The 16776-nt window shown below is 67.3% G+C and carries 14 protein-coding genes; 7 read left to right on the top strand and 7 right to left on the bottom strand.

All coding sequences use genetic code 11. The annotated features are described in order from the left end of the window. Positions 1-371: 371 nt before the first annotated feature. The 7 genes from K5L49_RS08875 to K5L49_RS08845 form a co-directional block, all read right to left on the bottom strand. On the bottom strand, positions 372-1391 hold the full coding sequence (locus tag K5L49_RS08875) for a LacI family DNA-binding transcriptional regulator (RefSeq protein WP_223692043.1): 1020 nt from the start codon (positions 1389-1391) through the stop codon (positions 372-374). A 74-nt stretch (positions 1392-1465) separates the two neighbouring features. After that, positions 1466-2356 (bottom strand): carbohydrate ABC transporter permease, encoded by an 891-nt coding sequence (locus K5L49_RS08870; RefSeq protein ID WP_223692041.1) that lies wholly within the window; start codon positions 2354-2356, stop codon positions 1466-1468. Continuing rightward, on the bottom strand, positions 2353-3225 hold the full coding sequence (locus K5L49_RS08865) for a carbohydrate ABC transporter permease (protein ID WP_223692039.1): 873 nt from the start codon (positions 3223-3225) through the stop codon (positions 2353-2355). The genes K5L49_RS08870 and K5L49_RS08865 overlap by 4 nt, the downstream gene beginning before the upstream one ends. Before the next feature lie 59 nt (positions 3226-3284). Further along, the gene (locus K5L49_RS08860; RefSeq protein ID WP_223692037.1) at positions 3285-5495 is read right to left on the bottom strand and encodes an extracellular solute-binding protein; all 2211 of its coding nucleotides are present in this window, start codon (positions 5493-5495) and stop codon (positions 3285-3287) included. Then, positions 5492-6529 carry a LacI family DNA-binding transcriptional regulator gene (locus K5L49_RS08855; protein ID WP_223692035.1) on the bottom strand — a complete coding sequence of 346 codons (1038 nt, stop codon included), beginning with the start codon at positions 6527-6529 and terminating at the stop codon, positions 5492-5494. Before K5L49_RS08855 ends, K5L49_RS08860 begins: the two co-directional genes overlap by 4 nt. A gap of 121 nt (positions 6530-6650) precedes the next feature. Then, on the bottom strand, positions 6651-7679 hold the full coding sequence (locus tag K5L49_RS08850; RefSeq protein ID WP_223692033.1) for an ADP-ribosylglycohydrolase family protein: 1029 nt from the start codon (positions 7677-7679) through the stop codon (positions 6651-6653). Next, on the bottom strand, positions 7672-8679 hold the full coding sequence (locus tag K5L49_RS08845; protein WP_223692031.1) for an ADP-ribosylglycohydrolase family protein: 1008 nt from the start codon (positions 8677-8679) through the stop codon (positions 7672-7674). The genes K5L49_RS08850 and K5L49_RS08845 overlap by 8 nt, the downstream gene beginning before the upstream one ends. Before the next feature lie 148 nt (positions 8680-8827). Between K5L49_RS08845 and K5L49_RS08840 the strand changes: the two genes are divergently transcribed. The 7 genes from K5L49_RS08840 (at position 8828) to K5L49_RS20425 (ending at position 16697) form a co-directional block, all read left to right on the top strand. Then, entirely contained in the window at positions 8828-9859 is a 1032-nt protein-coding gene (locus K5L49_RS08840; RefSeq protein ID WP_223692030.1) for a LacI family DNA-binding transcriptional regulator, read from the top strand. A gap of 3 nt (positions 9860-9862) precedes the next feature. After that, complete coding sequence (locus K5L49_RS08835; RefSeq protein WP_223692028.1) at positions 9863-11218, top strand: ABC transporter substrate-binding protein; 1356 nt, start codon at positions 9863-9865, stop codon at positions 11216-11218. Continuing rightward, positions 11215-12138, top strand: coding sequence for a carbohydrate ABC transporter permease (locus K5L49_RS08830; RefSeq protein WP_223692026.1), 924 nt, complete (start codon positions 11215-11217; stop codon positions 12136-12138). Before K5L49_RS08835 ends, K5L49_RS08830 begins: the two co-directional genes overlap by 4 nt. 2 nt (positions 12139-12140) lie before the next feature. Beyond that, entirely contained in the window at positions 12141-13025 is an 885-nt protein-coding gene (locus K5L49_RS08825) for a carbohydrate ABC transporter permease (protein WP_223692025.1), read from the top strand. Between the two features lie 104 nt (positions 13026-13129). Continuing rightward, complete coding sequence (locus K5L49_RS08820) at positions 13130-13867, top strand: FadR/GntR family transcriptional regulator (RefSeq protein WP_223692023.1); 738 nt, start codon at positions 13130-13132, stop codon at positions 13865-13867. A 10-nt stretch (positions 13868-13877) separates the two neighbouring features. Beyond that, the gene (locus K5L49_RS08815; protein ID WP_223692022.1) at positions 13878-15137 is read left to right on the top strand and encodes an alpha-hydroxy acid oxidase; all 1260 of its coding nucleotides are present in this window, start codon (positions 13878-13880) and stop codon (positions 15135-15137) included. 147 nt (positions 15138-15284) lie between these two features. Further along, the gene (locus K5L49_RS20425) at positions 15285-16697 is read left to right on the top strand and encodes an LPXTG cell wall anchor domain-containing protein (RefSeq protein ID WP_223692020.1); all 1413 of its coding nucleotides are present in this window, start codon (positions 15285-15287) and stop codon (positions 16695-16697) included. Positions 16698-16776 lie beyond the last annotated feature (79 nt).

Here is a 16776-nt window from a genome sequence, read left to right as displayed (position 1 = left end):
GTCTGACATCACGGGTTCGAACCACATCGTCCAGTCCATGCTCACCGGCGGGATGCCCGGGTTTCCGCACCTCTTCATCCCGGTCGTCGATGTGCGAGATGTCGCCGCGGCCCGCATCCTCGCGATGACGAACCCGGATGCGGCGGGCCAGCGCTTCCTCCTCTCCGCCGGTCCGGCACTGGCGATGGGCGAGATCGGGGCCATGATCAGGGCGGCTCCAAGAAGACATCGAACGAGAAGGCCCGCCGGGTGCTCGGCTGGAGCCCGCGCGACCCGAAGGAGGCGATCGTCGCCGCGGCCGAGAGCATGGTGGCGAACGGGCTCGTGAACGCGCAACCGCCAGGCAGATTGCCGCGCCGTTCGGCGGGAGGCTAGAGGGTGCGGGCCGGAGAGACGGTCTCTCGCACCACGAGTTCAGTGGGGAGCCGAACAGGATCCGGGGTCGCGGCGCCGCCGTCGATGAGGTCGATGAGCATCCGCACCGCCCGGTGACCCATGACTTCCAGAGGCTGACGCACAGTCGTGAGAGCCGGGAACGACTGCGCGGACTGGGGGATGTCGTCGAAGCCGACGACGGACAGGTCGCGGGGAACGTCGAGCCCGAGGGACCGTGCCGCGTCGACGGCGCCCATGGCCGAGACATCCGCCGTGGCGAAGATGGCGGTGGGGGGCAACGGCTGGTCGAGGAGTTCCAGGGCGGCGGCGAACCCTCGGCTCTGGGTGAAATCCCCGACGGCCGTCAGAGCGGGATCCGGGGTGATGCCGGCGGCGAGGAGGCCGTCGGCATAGCCGCGATGGCGTTCGGCGGCCGAGTCGAAGCTCGCATCCCCGTCGATGATGGCGATCCGTCGGTGGCCGAGCGAGGTGAGGTGGTCGACCGCACTCCGAGCGCCCGCGTAGTTGTCGGCGATGACCCGGGGGAGGGGCACATCGAGTCGGCGGGGATCGATGACCACGGCGGGAACCCGGGAGGAGGCGAGAACGGTCAGGGCCTCGGGCTCGAGTGCCGGAGCGATGAGGATCACCCCGTCGACGAGGCCGCTTGTGAGAAAACGGATGCGTTCGACTTCACGGGACGCGTCTTGGTATGTGACCGAGAGCAGGAGCTCGACGCCTTCATCGGCGAGCTCGTTGGTGATTCCCTGCACGATCGACCATGCATACTGCACGGTGAGATCGTGCGAGATCACGCCGATGAGGTTGGTGCGGCCGCGGGCCAGCCCGCGCGCGGCGATGTTGGGAACGTAGCCGATGGATTCAGCGGCGTCGAGCACCTTGCGCCGCGTGCTCTCCGCGACGACGGCTTTGCCGTTCATCACATTGGACACCGTCATCGGCGACACACCGGCGATTCGTGCGACATCGGTGAGGACGGGACGGGAGAGGGACACGGGGACTCCTTGTGCGCTCCGCGGAGCGCGGCTGGTGGCGGCACCATTTTACGGTGAGGATGCGGACGCTTCGGTCATTTGCCGACGCCGGCGGTGATTCCGGCGACGATGTGCCGCTGCAAGAACAGGAACACGGCGACCAGAGGAGCAGTCGCGAGCACTACGGCTGGGAACAGCTGGGAGGCTTGGACGGTGCCGTTCGTGCCGACGAACGAGTACACCGAGAGCGTCACTGTTTTCAGGTCATCGGAGGTCAGGAAGAGAAGAGGGATGGTGACGTCGTTCCAGATGTTGAGGATGACGAAGATGATCACCGTGGCCGTCGCTGGGCGCAGGAGCGGGAAGATGACGTGCCAAAAGGTGCGGAACGGACCGCATCCGTCGATCGCCGCTGCGTCTTCGAGTTCTTCGGGGATGCTTCGCAGAAAGCTCACGTAGAAGAAGAGGGCGAACGGCAGATTGAACGCCGTGTAGATCAGGATCGGCGCGATGTAGGTGTCGAGGAGGCCGAGTTGCTGCATCAGGATGTAGAGCGGGGTCGTGATCACGAACACCGGGATCGTCAAGCCGGCGATGAAGAGCTGGTACATCGCCCGGGTCCAGCGGCGCACATGCCGGGCGATCGCCCAGGCGGCGGCCGACGCGGTGATGATGATCAGCACCACCGATGAGGCGGCGATGAGCAGGGTGTTGCCGATGCTGCGCAGATAATTCATCTGGTCGAAGACGAAGGCGTAGTTTCCCCAGGCGAAGGGGGAAGGGAATCCGATCGGGTGGGCTGCGACATCGCCGTCGGTGCGCACTGAGTTCACGAGGAGCAGGATGACGGGCAGCAGGATGACGACGGTCACAAGCAGGAGGAGGGTCGCGCTGACGATCCGGCCGGGGCGTACGCGTCGTCGTTCTGACGGGTGCGCGGTCGGCGGCGCAAATCGAATGTCGGGGCGGGTCTTGATCGTGGTCACCAGGCGACCTCCCGTCGGCGCAGAACGGTGGTGAGCGTGAAGGCCACGATCACGGTGAGCACGAGGAGGATGACGGCGATCGCCGTTCCGTACCCGAAGTGCAGTTGGCTGAAGCTCTCCTGGTAGATCACGTAGCTGAGCGACTGCGTCGAATTGACGGGGCCGCCCTGGGTCATGACCAGGATGAGGTCGAACACCCGCAGCGATCCGATCACCGACAGGGTCAGGCTCACTGTCAACGCCGGTGCCAGTAGCGGCCACTCGATCGACCGGAAGCGCGCCCAGCCGCGGGCGCCGTCCATCTGGGCGGCTTCGAGGACGGTCTCGGGGATGGAGAGGTAGCCGGAGAGGTAGATGGTGGCGGAGTATCCGAGGTACATCCACACATTCGTCACGGCGATCGCGAGGAGCGCAGTAGATGGGTCGCCGAGCCACACCTTGGCGAGCGAGCCGAGCCCCACGGCCTTGAGCATGACGTTCAGCGGGCCGGAGAGCGGCGAGTAGATGAACGTCCAGATGTATCCGACGGCGACGAAGGCCATCATCGACGGAACCAGGGTGCCGACGCGCGCGAAGCTCCGGATGCGCACGTGACGCTGCATCCAGGCGGCCAGTGCCAGCGCGCCCACGTTCTGCAGCACGACCGTCACCACCGTGAAGACGAGGGTGTTTCCCAGGGCGGCGAGAACGGCGGGGTCGGTGAACGCCTGCACGTAGTTGTCGAAGCCGACGAAGTTTCCGCCGACCACGCCCATGCGGTCGGTGAAGCTGATGGCGATTCCGCTGATGGCGGGATACACCGTGAAGGCGAGGTAGAGCACGAGGGCGGGGATCACGAAGATCCACGCGGTCGTTCGGGTCAGTCTCATCAGTTCTCCAGAGCTGCGTGGACTGCCGGGCCCGGAGTGTCCGGGCCCGGCAGGGCGGTTCAGTTCAGCGCGGTGGGTTTGACCAACGAGTTGAGCATGGTGATGGTGGCGGAAGCGGGCGCCGTCGGGTTGGCGAAGATGTTCTCGATTCCCTTCTGGATGCCGACCTCTGCGTCGGGGGCGTTGAGCGCCTCCGCGAAGGAGGGGACGATATCGCCGGACTTCTGGCTGGCCGAGATGGGGGCGAAAGCATCCGAGGTGGGCGAGGGCACATCGGTCAGCGTGCTGAACGCATTCTCCGCCTTGAGGAAGATCGTCGCGGTGGACGGCTTCGTGAGGAAGTTGATGTACGTCTCGGCCGCCGACTTATTCTTCGCCTTCGCGTTGATGCCCCACCCGGAGCCCACGAAGTTGAAGGCCTTGGCCGTGTCGCCGCCGGGGAAGGCGTTCATCGTCACCGGGAACTTCGCCGCGCTGGTGACGGCGCCGAGCGCCCACGACCCCTGCACCATGAACGCCCACTTGCCCGCCTCGAACTGCGGGATGCCGTCGACGTTCGGGTCGAGTCCGAGGGAGAGCTGCGGGTCGACGACGCCGGTGCTGAACAGCTGCTTGATCTGATCCACCACCGGGGTCCACGACGGGTCGAACGTGGCCTTTCCTGCGTCGTACTGTGCCGGCCAGTCCGTCTTGACGTGCTGTGCGGCGAGGAGCAGGGAGAGCTGTTCACCCATCCAGGCGCCCTTGTTGGGGACGATGAAGCCGCCGAGGTTCTTGCTCTTCAGCGTCTTCAGGTCCGTCAGGAAGCCGTCCCAGGTGGTGGGCACGCTGTCGATGCCGGCCTGCTTGAGCAGGTCGGTGTTCGCGTACAGCCCGATCGGCACGCTCTCCGCATTGAATTGATAGGTCTTGCCGTCGACCTGGTTGAACGGCTTCAGCGCCGGGTCCATCCTCGAAACCCAGGACTGGCTCGACAGATCGGCGAGGAAGCCCTGCTTGCTCCAGGAGAGCATGTGGGCGCGGTCGAGCATGAGCACGTCTGCGGCGTTCCCGCCGGCGAGCCGGGGGTTGTTGTAGGTGTCGTACGAGGCCGAGTCGACGTATTTGAAGTCGAGCTTGATGTTCGGGTACGCCTTCTCGAACGCCTTGTTGATGTCGGGCATCCCGCCGACATTCGTTCCCTCGCCCTTCCAGCTGACGACGGTGAGCGTGTCGCTGCTGCTGGATCCGCCGGACGAACATGCGGTGAGGCCGAGCGGTACGATTGCTGCGGCCACTCCCATCGCGATGAGTCGTTTTGCACTGAGTTTCATGATCGGGTCGAACCTTTCGTGTGATTGCGTCGTTGCATCAGTCACTCGCCGAAGCGAGTGGTGGGGCTTCTCCGGCTCGAAGAGTTGTGCCTCTTTCGAGTCGGAGAAGTTCATCGAGGGTGACCGTGAGAACGGCACCGTGCCGCGCCCCGGGGCGCCCTCGAATCCGTCGACCGCGACCCAGTGGCCGGCTCCGTCACCGCGGAGTGCGGCGTATTCGCCGTCGAGGAAGAGGTCGAACATCAGCATCAGCCCGCCGCCGGCCCGGAACAGAGTGGGGCCTTCGGCCGGTTGACGGGTGATGAGGTCGGACGGGGATGAGAACGGCTGCCCGGGACGGTCGAAGGTCACGGTCCGAAGCCCCTTATAGCCTTCTCGCGTGCGGTTGTCGCCGCGTTCGTCTTTGAACACCATCAGGAACCGATTCCCGTCGGGGATCACCGAGGCGTCGATGACGGTGTATCCGGGGTCGAAGAAGATCGACGGCTCAGACCAGGTGACGAAGTCGGCGGTCGACGCCGTCCAGATGCGATGGTCCATCGTGGAGTCGCGAGCGGCGTCCTGCCAGGCGGCGCTGTTCGGATGCAGCGACGACGACCACACGACGTGGTGCAGGCCGGTGTCCGGGTCGATGAAGAACTCGGGGGCCCAGGAGTTCTGGGCGAACGGCACCGTGGACATCACGGGGACGAGCGTCTGCGCATCCCATTCGACGAGATCGTCGGAGGCGGCGTGAACGATCGAGGTCGAATTCCACCCATTCGTGGCGAGCAGGTGGAAGCGGCCGTCGGAGCCGCGCGCGATGTACGGATCCCGGATGACCCCGGCCCCGACCTCCGATCGCAGAACGGGCGCGCCGCCGTTCAACGGGGTCCACGAGACGCCGTCCGCACTCGTCGCGAGGTGGAGGGCCTCGGAGGCGGAGGTGAAGTAGGACATGACGAACGCGTCGGTCATCGTTCTTCTCCTCCGTTCGGGGTGAATGGTGCCACGGTTTCCCTTTCGATCAGTGTTGTGGGGAGTTCGACGGAGAGTGCCGGCTGCGAGGGCACCCCCTCGATGAGGCGGATGAGGAGACGAACCGCCTCGCGGCCGGACTTCTCGAGCTGCTGTCGCACGGTGGTCAGTGCGGGAAAGGCGACGGATGCCTGTGGGATGTCGTCGAAGCCGACGACGGAGAGGTTGCGCGGCACGTCCATCCCGCGCGAGCGTGCCGCGTCGATCGCCCCCATCGCGGAGACGTCGGCGGTGGCGAAGATCGCGGTCGGCGGCTGTGCGAGGTCGAGGAGTTCGGTCGCGGCCGCGAATCCACCCGCCTGGGTGAAGTCGCCGGCGATGGCGAGGCTGTCGTCGGATCGGATTCCGGCCTCGTCGAGAGCGTCGAGGTAACCGCGACGGCGCTCGCGCGACGAATCGAATTCGGGATCGCCTTCGATGATCCCGATCCTCCGGTGCCCCTTGGCGATGAGGTGTCGTGTGGCCGCGAGTGCGCCGCCGTGGTTGTCGGCAGAGATATTCGGTAGTGACGAGTGGAGCAGCCTCGGGTCGACGATCACCGCGGGCACGGCGGCGGCAGCGATGGCGTCGCTCGTCTCGGCATCGAGCACGGGGCCGATGAGGAGCAGGCCGTCGACGACGCCCGACGACAGGAATCGCACCCGCTCCAGTTCGCGCGACGAATCCTGGTAGGTGGCGGAGATGAGGATCTCGAGCCCGGCTTCGGCCAGCTCGTCGGTGATGCCCCTCACGATCTCCCAGGAGTACTGCACCGTCAGATCGTGACTGAGGACGCCGATGAGGTTTGTCCGCCCGCGAGCCAGCCCGCGCGCGGCGACGTTCGGAACGTAGCCGAGCTCGTCGGCCGCTGCGGTGACCTTTTGCCGTGTCGCCGCGGCCACGCCGGGTTTGCCCGTCATCACGTTGGACACGGTCATGGCGGAGACGCCCGCCAGCCGGGCGACATCCGCAAGTACGGGCCGGGTGATCGGCATTCTCCACCTCCATGTGTTGCGCTAAAATTTAGCGCAACAATTCATCGAGGTCAACTCCTCCGTTTCGGCATCCGGTGAGGCGCCGTTCCTGCCCGGGCGCGGATATCGGCCCGGAGCAGGGTCAGGCGCGGTGCGTGGCCCGGGCGATGAGCTCGGCGGTCAGCCCGGTGAGGGTCTGACCAGCGAGCGTCGGATAGAACAGGCCGTGCACCTCGTCGAGCGCGCCGGGCCAGGTGTCGCCGAACGCCGACGCGCCGTGGTGGGCGCCGACCAGGGCTCCCACGAACGCGGGGAGGCTGTCGCTGTGCCGGCTGATCGTCGACGCGAACGGGATGGCCGTGGTCGGCCGGTCGAGCGTGGCGCGGAAGAGCGCGAAGGCCAAGGGCAGTGTCTCCGGGGCGGAGCCGCCCGCACTGTAGGCCCGGGGGCTTGCGACCTCCAGAAGGCGGGGGAGGGCGAGGAACGGGTCGCCGAGATCGATCTCGGCGAGGCGAGTGAGATCGGTGGCGAGCCAGGAGCCGACCGGGATCGTCGCGACCGCCTGTGCCAGGGCATCGTCGGCCGTGGCGCCGGCCGCGAGCAGCGCGGTGGCGACGGCAGCGGCGACCGCGGCCCAGACGCCATCGCGTGCATGGGTGATGCTCGCCCACCGTTCCGCGTGGTCGGCGGCCAGTTCCGGTTCGCCGGCGAACGCCAGCCCGATCGCGAGGCCGGCCGGAACGGCGCTGTCGGAGATGTCGGCGGGGTTGTCGTTCCCGGTGTGCGGCGGTAGCAGTCCCCGACCGGCGTTGATCGCCGCGGACCGCTCCGCGACACCGCCCCAGGCGTCTTCGGCCAGAGCGTGGCGCGACCAGCCGGTGAAGAGGGCGCCATCGCCGTGGTCGGTCGTGTCGAGCAGAACGCGCAGAGCCAGGACGGCGGCCTCCGTGTCGTCGGTCGGCACCAGCCGCGGCTCGTCCGTGCTGCTCAGCACGAACGGCAGGAGCGGGCGGGAGACACGCGATCGGTCGAGGTCGGCGCTCGCCTCCCACAGTCGGGAGCGCACCCAGGGCGAGCGGATCGAGCGGTGGTAGTCGGCGGGAAGACCGATGGCGTCGCCGATGGCGAGACCGAGCAGTCCGCCGTGGATGCGGGCGTCGAGGTCAGGCACGGTATGCCCCTTCCTGGGTGGTGTCGCGCTCGCGGGCGGAACGGTCGACAAGTCGGTCGGCGATGTCGAGAAGGTCGGTGCCGGCAGTGTCGACGATGCACCGGCCGTGCACCGTGAGCACGGGCTCCGACCACTCTCGGGGGAGCGCGTCGTAGCCGATGAGGGCGCCGGCGAGCGCGCCGGTCATCGCGGCGATGGTGTCGGAATCGCGACCGATGTTCACCGAGGCGAGGAGTGCATCCCGGAAGTCACCGCGCGCGGCGGAGAACAGGCCGAGCGCCAGAGCGGTGGCCTCGGGCGCGGCGTCTGCCCACGGGTAGTGGAAGAGCGAGATCTCGCGGTAGAGCTCGTCGGACGCTTCGTCGGCCGACGCCGAGCACGCGGCGATATCGAGGGCGCGATCCACGAGGCGGCGCGACCAGGAGTCGGCCGGAAGGGCGGCGACGGCGGCGTCGATGACGGCCCGGTGGTCGTCGGAGACGAGGGCGGTGGATACACCGGCGGCGATGGCCTGGGCGCAGTACACTCCGTCGGCCGAATGGCTGACGCTCGCGTCGATGGCTGCCAGTCGGCAGGCCTCGTCCGCGGAGCCGGCGGCGAAGATGCCGATCGGGGTGACGCGCATGGCGGCGCCGTCGCTCCAGCGCTCGTAGCTGAGCAGACCGGAGGTCGGCGGGGTGAGCCCGGCGCCGAGATTGGCGATGGCAACCATTTCGCTGAACCCGGCTCCGTAGAAGCCGCCCTGCTGGCGGCTGACGGCGCTCATCCAGGTGGCGGCGACGTCGGCGGCCGTGAGGGCGGAGCCGTGCTCCAGGATGCCGCGGGCGCACAGCACCGCGTACTCGGTGTCGTCGGTTCCCGCGGCATCGGGTGCGAGTGCGGTGACGCGGCCGAAGGTCTGGCGGATGGCCTCGATGGTCATCCCCTCGGTCGGCGCCCCCATGGCGTCGCCGATGGCGAGGCCGACGAAGGCGCCCCGAGCGCGGTCGCGGTTCACCATGGATTTCCACATCGTTTTGCGTGCATGGTGGGTAACTCTAGCGGACCCGATCGATGCAGGAGAAACGAATATTGACTTTAAGGTGCGTCTCGTTCATGCTTATCGACGTTGCCACGCAAAACGTTATGACACAACGAGGATGTGAGAAGTGCCGACGAAGAAGCCGTCAGGAATCGCCGCCGTCGCCGAGGAGGCCGGGGTGAGCGTCTCGACGGTGTCCCAGGTTCTCGGCGGCAACCGTCCGGTGAGCGCGCAGACCCGCACGCGGGTCGAGGCAGCGATCGACAAGCTCGACTACCGGCCGCATCCGGGCGCCAGGAGCCTTCGCAGCCACCGCACGGAGTCGGTCGCGCTGATCGTACCGGACATCACCAACCCGTTCTACCCGCTCGTCGCCGCGGGCATGCAGGATGTGCTCCTCCCCGCCGGCTACCTGCTCTCAGTCAATGACGCGGCGCTCCCCTCGGCGAACATCGGCGAGGTGCTGCGCCATGTGCTGGCGCGCCGCGTGGATGGCATCGCCCTCGGAACCTACGGTCTCTCCGAGGCCGATCTCGCGCGCATCGCCGACTCGGGAACGCGGGTGGTCGCCCTCGGACGCGACGTCGAGATCGCGGGAAGCGACTACGTGGAATCCGACGACGAGAGCGGCTTCGCCAAGGTGGTCGAACATCTCCTGTCGACCGGTCGCCGCCGGATCGCCTTCATCGGCGGCGAGGAGAACGCGCACCCGAACGTGCTGCGACTGCGTGGGTACCGCTCGACGCTGTCAGCGGCCGGCCACGCGACGGCAGCGGACGACGCCGTGTTCACCGCGTTCACCCGCGAGGGGGGACGGGAGGGCGTCGACGCCCTCTTCGCCCGGAACGGCGGCTGGGACGCCGTCGTCTGCGCCAACGACCTCATCGCGATCGGTGCCATCGAGCGTCTCCGCGAACTCGGCCGCTCCGTGCCCGGCGACGTGGCGGTCACCGGCTACGACGACATCGACGCCGCCGCGCTCATCTCTCCGAGCCTCACGACCGTCGAGAACCCGGCGCGGGAGATCGGCCGCACGGCCGCGCGTCTCCTGCTCACCCGCTTCGCCGAGACCGACGAGGGCGCTGCGACACAGCACATCACGCTCTCCAACCGTCTGGTGATCCGCGGTTCCACCGCACCAACCCCCCAAGAAAGGTAAGTCATGCAATCGATGAAGAGGCGACTGACCGCGGCCGTCGCTGCGGCCGCCGCACTGGCTGTGCTCGCCGGATGCTCCTCGAGCTCCGGTGCGAGCGGCTCGGTGTCGTATTGGGCCGCGTTCTCCAGCACGGACACCCAGAAGTACTTCCAACAGAATTTCGTCGACTCCTTCAACAAGGAGTCGAAGGACGCGCAGGTCACGATGGACGTGAAGCAACTGCAGAACCTCGGCTCGCTCACCGACACCGCGGTCTCGGCCGGCCGGGGCGCCGACGTCGTCTACGCGGCCGGCCCGTCGAGCGCCCTCGGCTTCGCCTCCGCCAAGCGTATCGACGACCTCGACTCGTATGCGGAGAAGTACGACTGGAAGAGCAAACTGCAGCCCTGGGCCTACCAGGCGAGCGAAGTGAACGGCAAGCTCACCTCCGTGCCGGTCGGATACGGATCCGTGGTGATGTTCTACAACCCTGCCGTGTTCAAGAAGCACGGCTGGACGGTTCCGACCACCGCGGCCGAGTTCGACAAGGTCGCGAAGGCGGCCTCCGACGCCGGACTCATTCCGGTCGGCGCCGGCAACAGCGGGTACAAAGCGCAGAGCGAGTGGTACCTGACGGCCGTGCTCAATGCCGCCGTCGGTCCGAAGAAGCTCTATGACACGCTCACCGGCGCGGCGAAGTTCACCGACAAGGCGTACGTCGACGCGATCACAACCTTCAAAGAGCAGATCGACAAGGGCTGGTGGGGCGGCGGCAAGGACCGCTGGTTCACCAACACCGACACCGACATGTTCACTGGTCTCGCCGACGGCAAGGTCGCGATGTACATGACCGGCACCTGGTCGTTCGGGTCGGCCTCGACGTTCTTCGGGCAGAAGGCCGGGAATGACGCCGATTGGGACTGGGCTCCGCTGCCGTCGCTGAGCGACTCGGTCAAGCCCGGCGTCTACCCGCTGGCCATCGGCACCTCGCTCTCGGTGAACGCCGCCTCGAAGAACAAAGACGGTTCTGCCGCGTTCATCGACTCGCTCGTCAACGACCCGGCGAAGTCGTACGCCTACCTGGCCAAGACGGGCGAGAACCCACCGCCGCTGACCGATGTCTCGTCGATCCCGTCGAGCGTCGACAAGCGCGTCTCGCGTCTGTACACAGATATCCCGACGTCGACGAACCTCGGCTATGCCAGCTGGACTTTCTTCCCGGCCGCCACCGACTCCTACCTCTACACGGAGTTCGACAAGGTCATCACCGGTTCGGAGTCGCCCGCCGACTACCTCGCCGGTCTGCAGAAGACGTTCGACGGTGAAAAGGCCGCCGGCAAGGTGATCACGCCGTTCGCCCCGTCGGGCGCCCAGAAGTGACCACCACCGCGGCAGTCCGTTCGGGGTCGGCTTCGCGCCGGCCCCGGCGGCACCGCACCCGGCGCGCGGCCTGGCTCTTCGTGCTCCCGCTCGTCATCGTCAACCTGCTCGTCATCGGTGGCCCCGGCATCGCGTCGTTCGTCTTCTCGTTCACCGATTGGGACGGTCTCGGCGAAGCGCACTTCATCGGCCTGCAGAACTACATCGAGCTCTTCCAGAATCCGGATGTGCTCTCCGCTGTCGGGCACAACCTGCTCTGGACCTTGTTCTTCCTGGTCGTGCCCATCAGCATGGCGCTGCTCGGGGCGTTCCTGCTCTCGCGCATCCAGCGGGGCCAGGCGCTGTTCCGCGTGCTCTACTTCATCCCGTATGTTCTCGCCACGATCGTCTCCGCCACCATCTGGCGACAGATCCTCAGCCCCACGCAGGGCATCGGGCCGGCGCTGTCGAACCTCGGACTTACCTTCTTCGACGGGGTCAACTTTCTCGGCGATCCCACACTGGCCCTCGGCGCTGTCGCGTTCGTGAACAACTGGCAGTGGTGGGGCTTCCTGCTCGTGCTCTTCCTCGCGGCGATGCAGGGCGTGAACCCGGCGCTCTACGAGGCGGCCCGGCTCGACGGGGCGAGCGCCTGGCGCGAGTTCTGGCACATCACGCTCCCCGGCATCCGGCCGACCTTCATGTTCCTCATGCTGATGACCGTGATCTGGTCGTTCCTCGTCTTCGACTACATCTTCATCCTGACCCAGGGCGGCCCGGCCGGATCGACGGATGTGCTCGCGACCGTCCTCTACCGCACGGCGTTCTCCGAGCAGCGCGCCGGGTATGCCTCTGCGATGGCGATGCTCCTGTCGGCCATCAGCGCGATCGTGGTCGCCGCATACCTCTTCCTCCGCAAGAAACTCGATTGGGACGTCTAGAGATGACCTCGAACACCGTCGCCCGCGTGCGGGCACAGGCCGTCGCACCGGCTGCCCGGCGGCGACCGACCCGCCGTCTGCGTCCGCTCACGTGGATCATCCTCGTCGTGCTCGCCGTCTACGCAACGGGGCCGCTCGCGATCTTCTTCTTCAATGCGCTCAAATCGCCCTCGGAGATCAGCCAGTCGCCCCTCGGTCTGCCGAAGGAGTGGCGCTGGGAGAACTTCGCGCAGGCGTTCACGGACGCGAACATGGGGGAGGGGCTGCTCAACAGTCTCCTGATCTCGGTGAGCACAGCGCTCGGCGTCTGCATCATCGCGAGCATGGCCGCCTATGCGATGACCAGACTCGACCTGCCCGGCAAGGGGGTCTGGATTCTGTACATCCTCGTTTCGACCTCGCTGCCGATCCAGCTCTTCCTCGTGCCGCTGCTCAGCTGGTGGTCGACGCTCGGCCTCTACAACACCCAGTTCGGTCTGATCGTCATCTACTGGGCGATCTACAGCCCGTTCGCCACCATGCTGTTGCGAGCCTTCCTCCTCGCGATCCCGGTGGAGTTCGAGGAGGCGGCCCGGCTCGACGGTGCGGGCGAGTTCCGGCTCTTCACCCGCGTGATCGTCCCGATGATCTGGCCGGGCATCCTCACGGTGGCTCTCGTCGCCGGTCTGCAGGCGTACAACGAGTTCCTGCTCGCCGTCACCTTCATCCAAGACAGCGACAAGCTGCCGGTCTCGCTCTCGTTGTACTCGTTCCAGCAGAACTTCTCGCCGAACTGGGCGCTGGTCAGTGCCGCAGGACTGATCATGGCCATCCCGGTGATCCTTGTCTTCCTGCTGCTGCAGAAGAAGTTCATCGAGGGATACACGCAAGGCGGCCTGGCGAACTGACGGCGGCCGGAGGGTCGAATCGGTTGCGTCCCACCGCGGACGAGAGCTAGTGTGGCAGGACCATGTGGACGGACCACATGGTCCTGCCACATCACGGAGCCGCGATGACGACCGAACCCCGCGCCTGGGAGGGTGTGCTCGCGCACATCGAGGCACGACTCGTCGACGGGCGGCTGCGCCTCGGCGACCACCTCCCGGCCGAGCGGACGCTCGCCACCGACCTCGGTGTAGCGCGTTCGAGCGTCCGTGAGGCGATCCGGGTGCTCGAGGCGATGGGCCTCGTGCGCACGCAGACCGGCTCGGGCCCCAGCTCCGGCGCACGGATCGTCGCACGTCCCGACGGCGGGATGCAGTCCCTCATGCGTCTGCAGGTCGCGGCGAGCGGGTTCCCCGTCGCCGACGTGGTGCGCACCCGACTGCTGCTGGAGACGGCCGTCGCCGTCGACCTTGCAGAGCGGTCCGCCGACGTCGACCTCAGCGACGCCGAGCGACTCCTCGCCGCCATGGACGACCCTGCCCTGTCGCCCGCAGAATTCCTCGCGCTCGACGCGAACTTCCACCTGGCGCTGGCGGAGGCCTCCGGCAACACGGTCGTCGCGGCGATGATGTCGGGCCTGCGCACCTCGATCGAAGGCTATGTGCTCGCCGGCGCCGACCGCATCCCCGATTGGCCGGCGATGGTCGACCGGCTGCGCGCCGAGCACCGCGCCGTGCTCGACGCGATCGTCGCCGCCGACGTCGACGGTGCCCGCACGCGCATCCACGACCACATCAGCGGGTACTACCGCGATGCGTCCCCCGCCGACCCGTCGGCGACCCCCGTCCACCACGAATCCCGTTAGGCATCCGCACATGGTCACGCGTCAACTCCCGAAACCGGCCGAGCTCCTGGAGCTCATGAAGTTCAAGAAGCCGGAGTTCGACGGCAAGAAGCGGCGCCTGCAGGGCGCGCTCATCATCGAGGACCTCCGCGCGATCGCCAAGCGGCGCACTCCGAAGGCGGCGTTCGACTACACCGAGGGCGCCGCCGAAGGGGAGCTCTCGCTCGCCCGGGCGCGCCAGGCGTTCCAGGACATCGAGTTCCACCCCTCGATCCTGCGCGACGTGTCGGTGGTCGACACCGGCTGCGAGATCTTCGGCGGACACTCGGCCCTGCCGTTCGGCATCGCGCCCACCGGGTTCACCCGGCTCATGCAGACCGAGGGGGAGATCGCCGGCGCAGGGGCCGCAGCCGCCGCGGGCATCCCCTTCACGCTGTCCACGCTCGGCACGACCTCGATCGAAGACGTCAAGGCCACCAACCCGACCGGGCGAAACTGGTTCCAGCTCTACGTGATGCGCGAGCGCGAGATCTCGTACGAGCTCGTGCGGCGAGCCGCGGCGAGCGGATTCGACACTCTGTTCTTCACGGTCGACACACCCGTTGCCGGGGCGCGGCTGCGCGACAAGCGCAACGGCTTCTCGATCCCGCCTCAGCTGACCCTGGGAACGATCGTCAACGCCATCCCGCGGCCGTGGTGGTGGTACGACTTCCTGACGACGCCGAAACTCGAGTTCGCGTCGCTCTCCGCCACCGGCGGCACGGTCGGCGATCTGCTCGACGCGGCAATGGATCCCTCGATCAGCTTCGACGACCTCACGATCATCCGCGACCTCTTCCCCGGCAAGATCGTGGTCAAGGGGGTTCAGAACGTCGAAGACTCGCGGCGTCTCGTCGACCTCGGTGTCGACGGCATCGTGCTCTCGAACCACGGCGGTCGTCAGCTCGACCGTGCGCCCATCCCGTTCCACCTGCTCCCTCAGGTGGTCAAGGAGGTCGGCTCGGACACCGAGATCGCGATCGACACCGGCATCATGAATGGTGCCGACATCGTCGCGGCGTACGCGCTCGGCGCCAAGTTCACCCTCATCGGCCGCGCCTACCTGTACGGCTTGATGGCGGGCGGGCGCGCCGGGGTCGACCGCACCATCGAAATCCTCGGTGACCAGGTTCGGCGCACGATGCAGCTTCTCGAAGTCGCCTCCCTCGATGAGCTCACGCCCAAGCACGTGACCCAGCTGCGTCGGCTGATTCCGGTGCACGACGAGCGACTGCAGGTGCCGGCGACCTGATCCACGATCACCCTCACTCGGGGGTGTGTGCGCGTTCACATGCATACCCATAGACTGCTCCGGGGGAATGCAAGTATTACTCGCGGTACTTGTTCAGGTTTCCCCGTCCGGCACCCGGACAGACGACGTGAATAAGGTAACGAAGACGTGAACCACACCAGACAGCACTCCCGGGTCTCCCGGGGCATCTCCCTCGCACTCGGCCTGGTCCTCGCCGGTGGCGCGGCCCTCGTGGGGGCCGCTCCCGCACAGGCGGCCGGCCCCATCGAGGTGCACGCCAGCGACATCCGCCCCAACGAGAACACCTACCCCGGTTGGCACCAGGGCTACGCCGACGCCACATCGGCCAACTACAGCATCACCTCCGAGGGTCTGAAGCTCTCGAACGTGTCGCAGGTGCTCTACGGGTTCACGCCCGGGCAGCGGGTCTCCGGCGTCGACCTCGAGTCGGCCGTGAACGCCGGGCAGGTGTCGTGGACCACGAAGACCGGTCCCGCCTTCTTCCAGCTCCCCGTCTTCTACGGCGACAGCGCCTCCCCGTCGTTCACCACGCTGCGCCCTGCGGCGCCGACCGTCGGCGAGAACGTCGCCGACCTCAACCAGCTGTGGGCGACCAGCACCGCGATCCCCGCGAACGACGACGCCGGCACCCCGGCTTACGCGAAAGATGCTGAAGCGACCCTCGGCGAGTTCCTCAGCGCGCTCGACGAGAGCACCGTCCAAGTTCTCGGTTTCGGTGTGCTGACCTATGACGGCCTCACCAGCGTCGTCACGGGCCTGACCTTCAACGGTTCCAGCTACGCCTTCGTGCAGGATGCGCTCTCCGCCGGCACCGCCAGCATCAGCGGCACGCCCGTCGTCGGCAAGACGCTGACCGTCTCGACGGCCGGCTGGCCCGCCGGAACGGCCTTCACGTACGAGTGGTACTGGAACGGCGGCCAGATGGGTGGCCCGATCGACGGCCAGACTTCGACCAGCTATACCGTGACCAACGACGTCCTCACCCGTGCGATCGGCGTGCTCGTCACCGGGACACTCCCCGGCCTCCAGCCGACCACCGTCTCCACGCCGGTGACCGCACAGGTGACCGCCCCGAAGAAGCCCGCCGCCCCGGCGCCGGTCTCCAACTCGAACGACCTCCCCACGTACCTCGCCTCGAAGGGCGCGCTGCCCCTGCCGCAGACCACGACCGGGTTGCCGGCCGGCGACCTCGACCCGTCGAAGACCCAGACGCCAAACGTCCCGTGGGCCGCGCTCGACTCGTTCGTCGACGTGTACCTGTACTCCACGCCGATCTTCGTGGGCACCTTCCCGGTCGTGAACGGTGTCGCCCAGATCACGCTGAGCCCCGCTGTGCTCAGCAAGCTGGAGGCCGGCTCGCACACGCTGGTCGTCACCGGTCAGACCTCCGGTGCCGTGAAGTCTGTTTCGCTCAGCCTCGCAGCGGTTCTCGCGGCTACGGGTTCAGACACGGTCGCTCCGCTGACGATCGCAGGGCTGCTGATCCTGCTCGGAGCGGCGCTCGTCGTCGTCCGTCGCCGGCGTCGCCTGCACGTTTAGCCTCACCCGCACGACGAAGGGGCACAGCCGACCGGCTGTGCCCCTTCGTCGTCGGTCGCGGGCCTGTCGTCTGAATCTT

This window comes from Leifsonia poae, assembly GCF_020009625.1.
Classification (GTDB): domain Bacteria; phylum Actinomycetota; class Actinomycetes; order Actinomycetales; family Microbacteriaceae; genus Leifsonia; species Leifsonia poae_A.
This window is presented reverse-complemented; position numbering and strand designations above follow the sequence as displayed.

Excerpts from the sequence above, each read along its gene's own strand:
- K5L49_RS08820 (WP_223692023.1), top strand. The coding sequence starts at position 13,130 with ATGACGACCGAACCCCGCGCCTGGGAGGGTGTGCTCGCGCACATCGAG.
- K5L49_RS08845 (WP_223692031.1), bottom strand. The coding sequence starts at position 8,679 with ATGGTGAACCGCGACCGCGCTCGGGGCGCCTTCGTCGGCCTCGCCATC.
- K5L49_RS08855 (WP_223692035.1), bottom strand. The coding sequence starts at position 6,529 with ATGCCGATCACCCGGCCCGTACTTGCGGATGTCGCCCGGCTGGCGGGC.
- K5L49_RS08865 (WP_223692039.1), bottom strand. The coding sequence starts at position 3,225 with ATGAGACTGACCCGAACGACCGCGTGGATCTTCGTGATCCCCGCCCTC.
- K5L49_RS08815 (WP_223692022.1), top strand. The coding sequence starts at position 13,878 with ATGGTCACGCGTCAACTCCCGAAACCGGCCGAGCTCCTGGAGCTCATG.
- K5L49_RS08835 (WP_223692028.1), top strand. The coding sequence starts at position 9,863 with ATGCAATCGATGAAGAGGCGACTGACCGCGGCCGTCGCTGCGGCCGCC.
- K5L49_RS08860 (WP_223692037.1), bottom strand. The coding sequence starts at position 5,495 with ATGACCGACGCGTTCGTCATGTCCTACTTCACCTCCGCCTCCGAGGCC.
- K5L49_RS08825 (WP_223692025.1), top strand. The coding sequence starts at position 12,141 with ATGACCTCGAACACCGTCGCCCGCGTGCGGGCACAGGCCGTCGCACCG.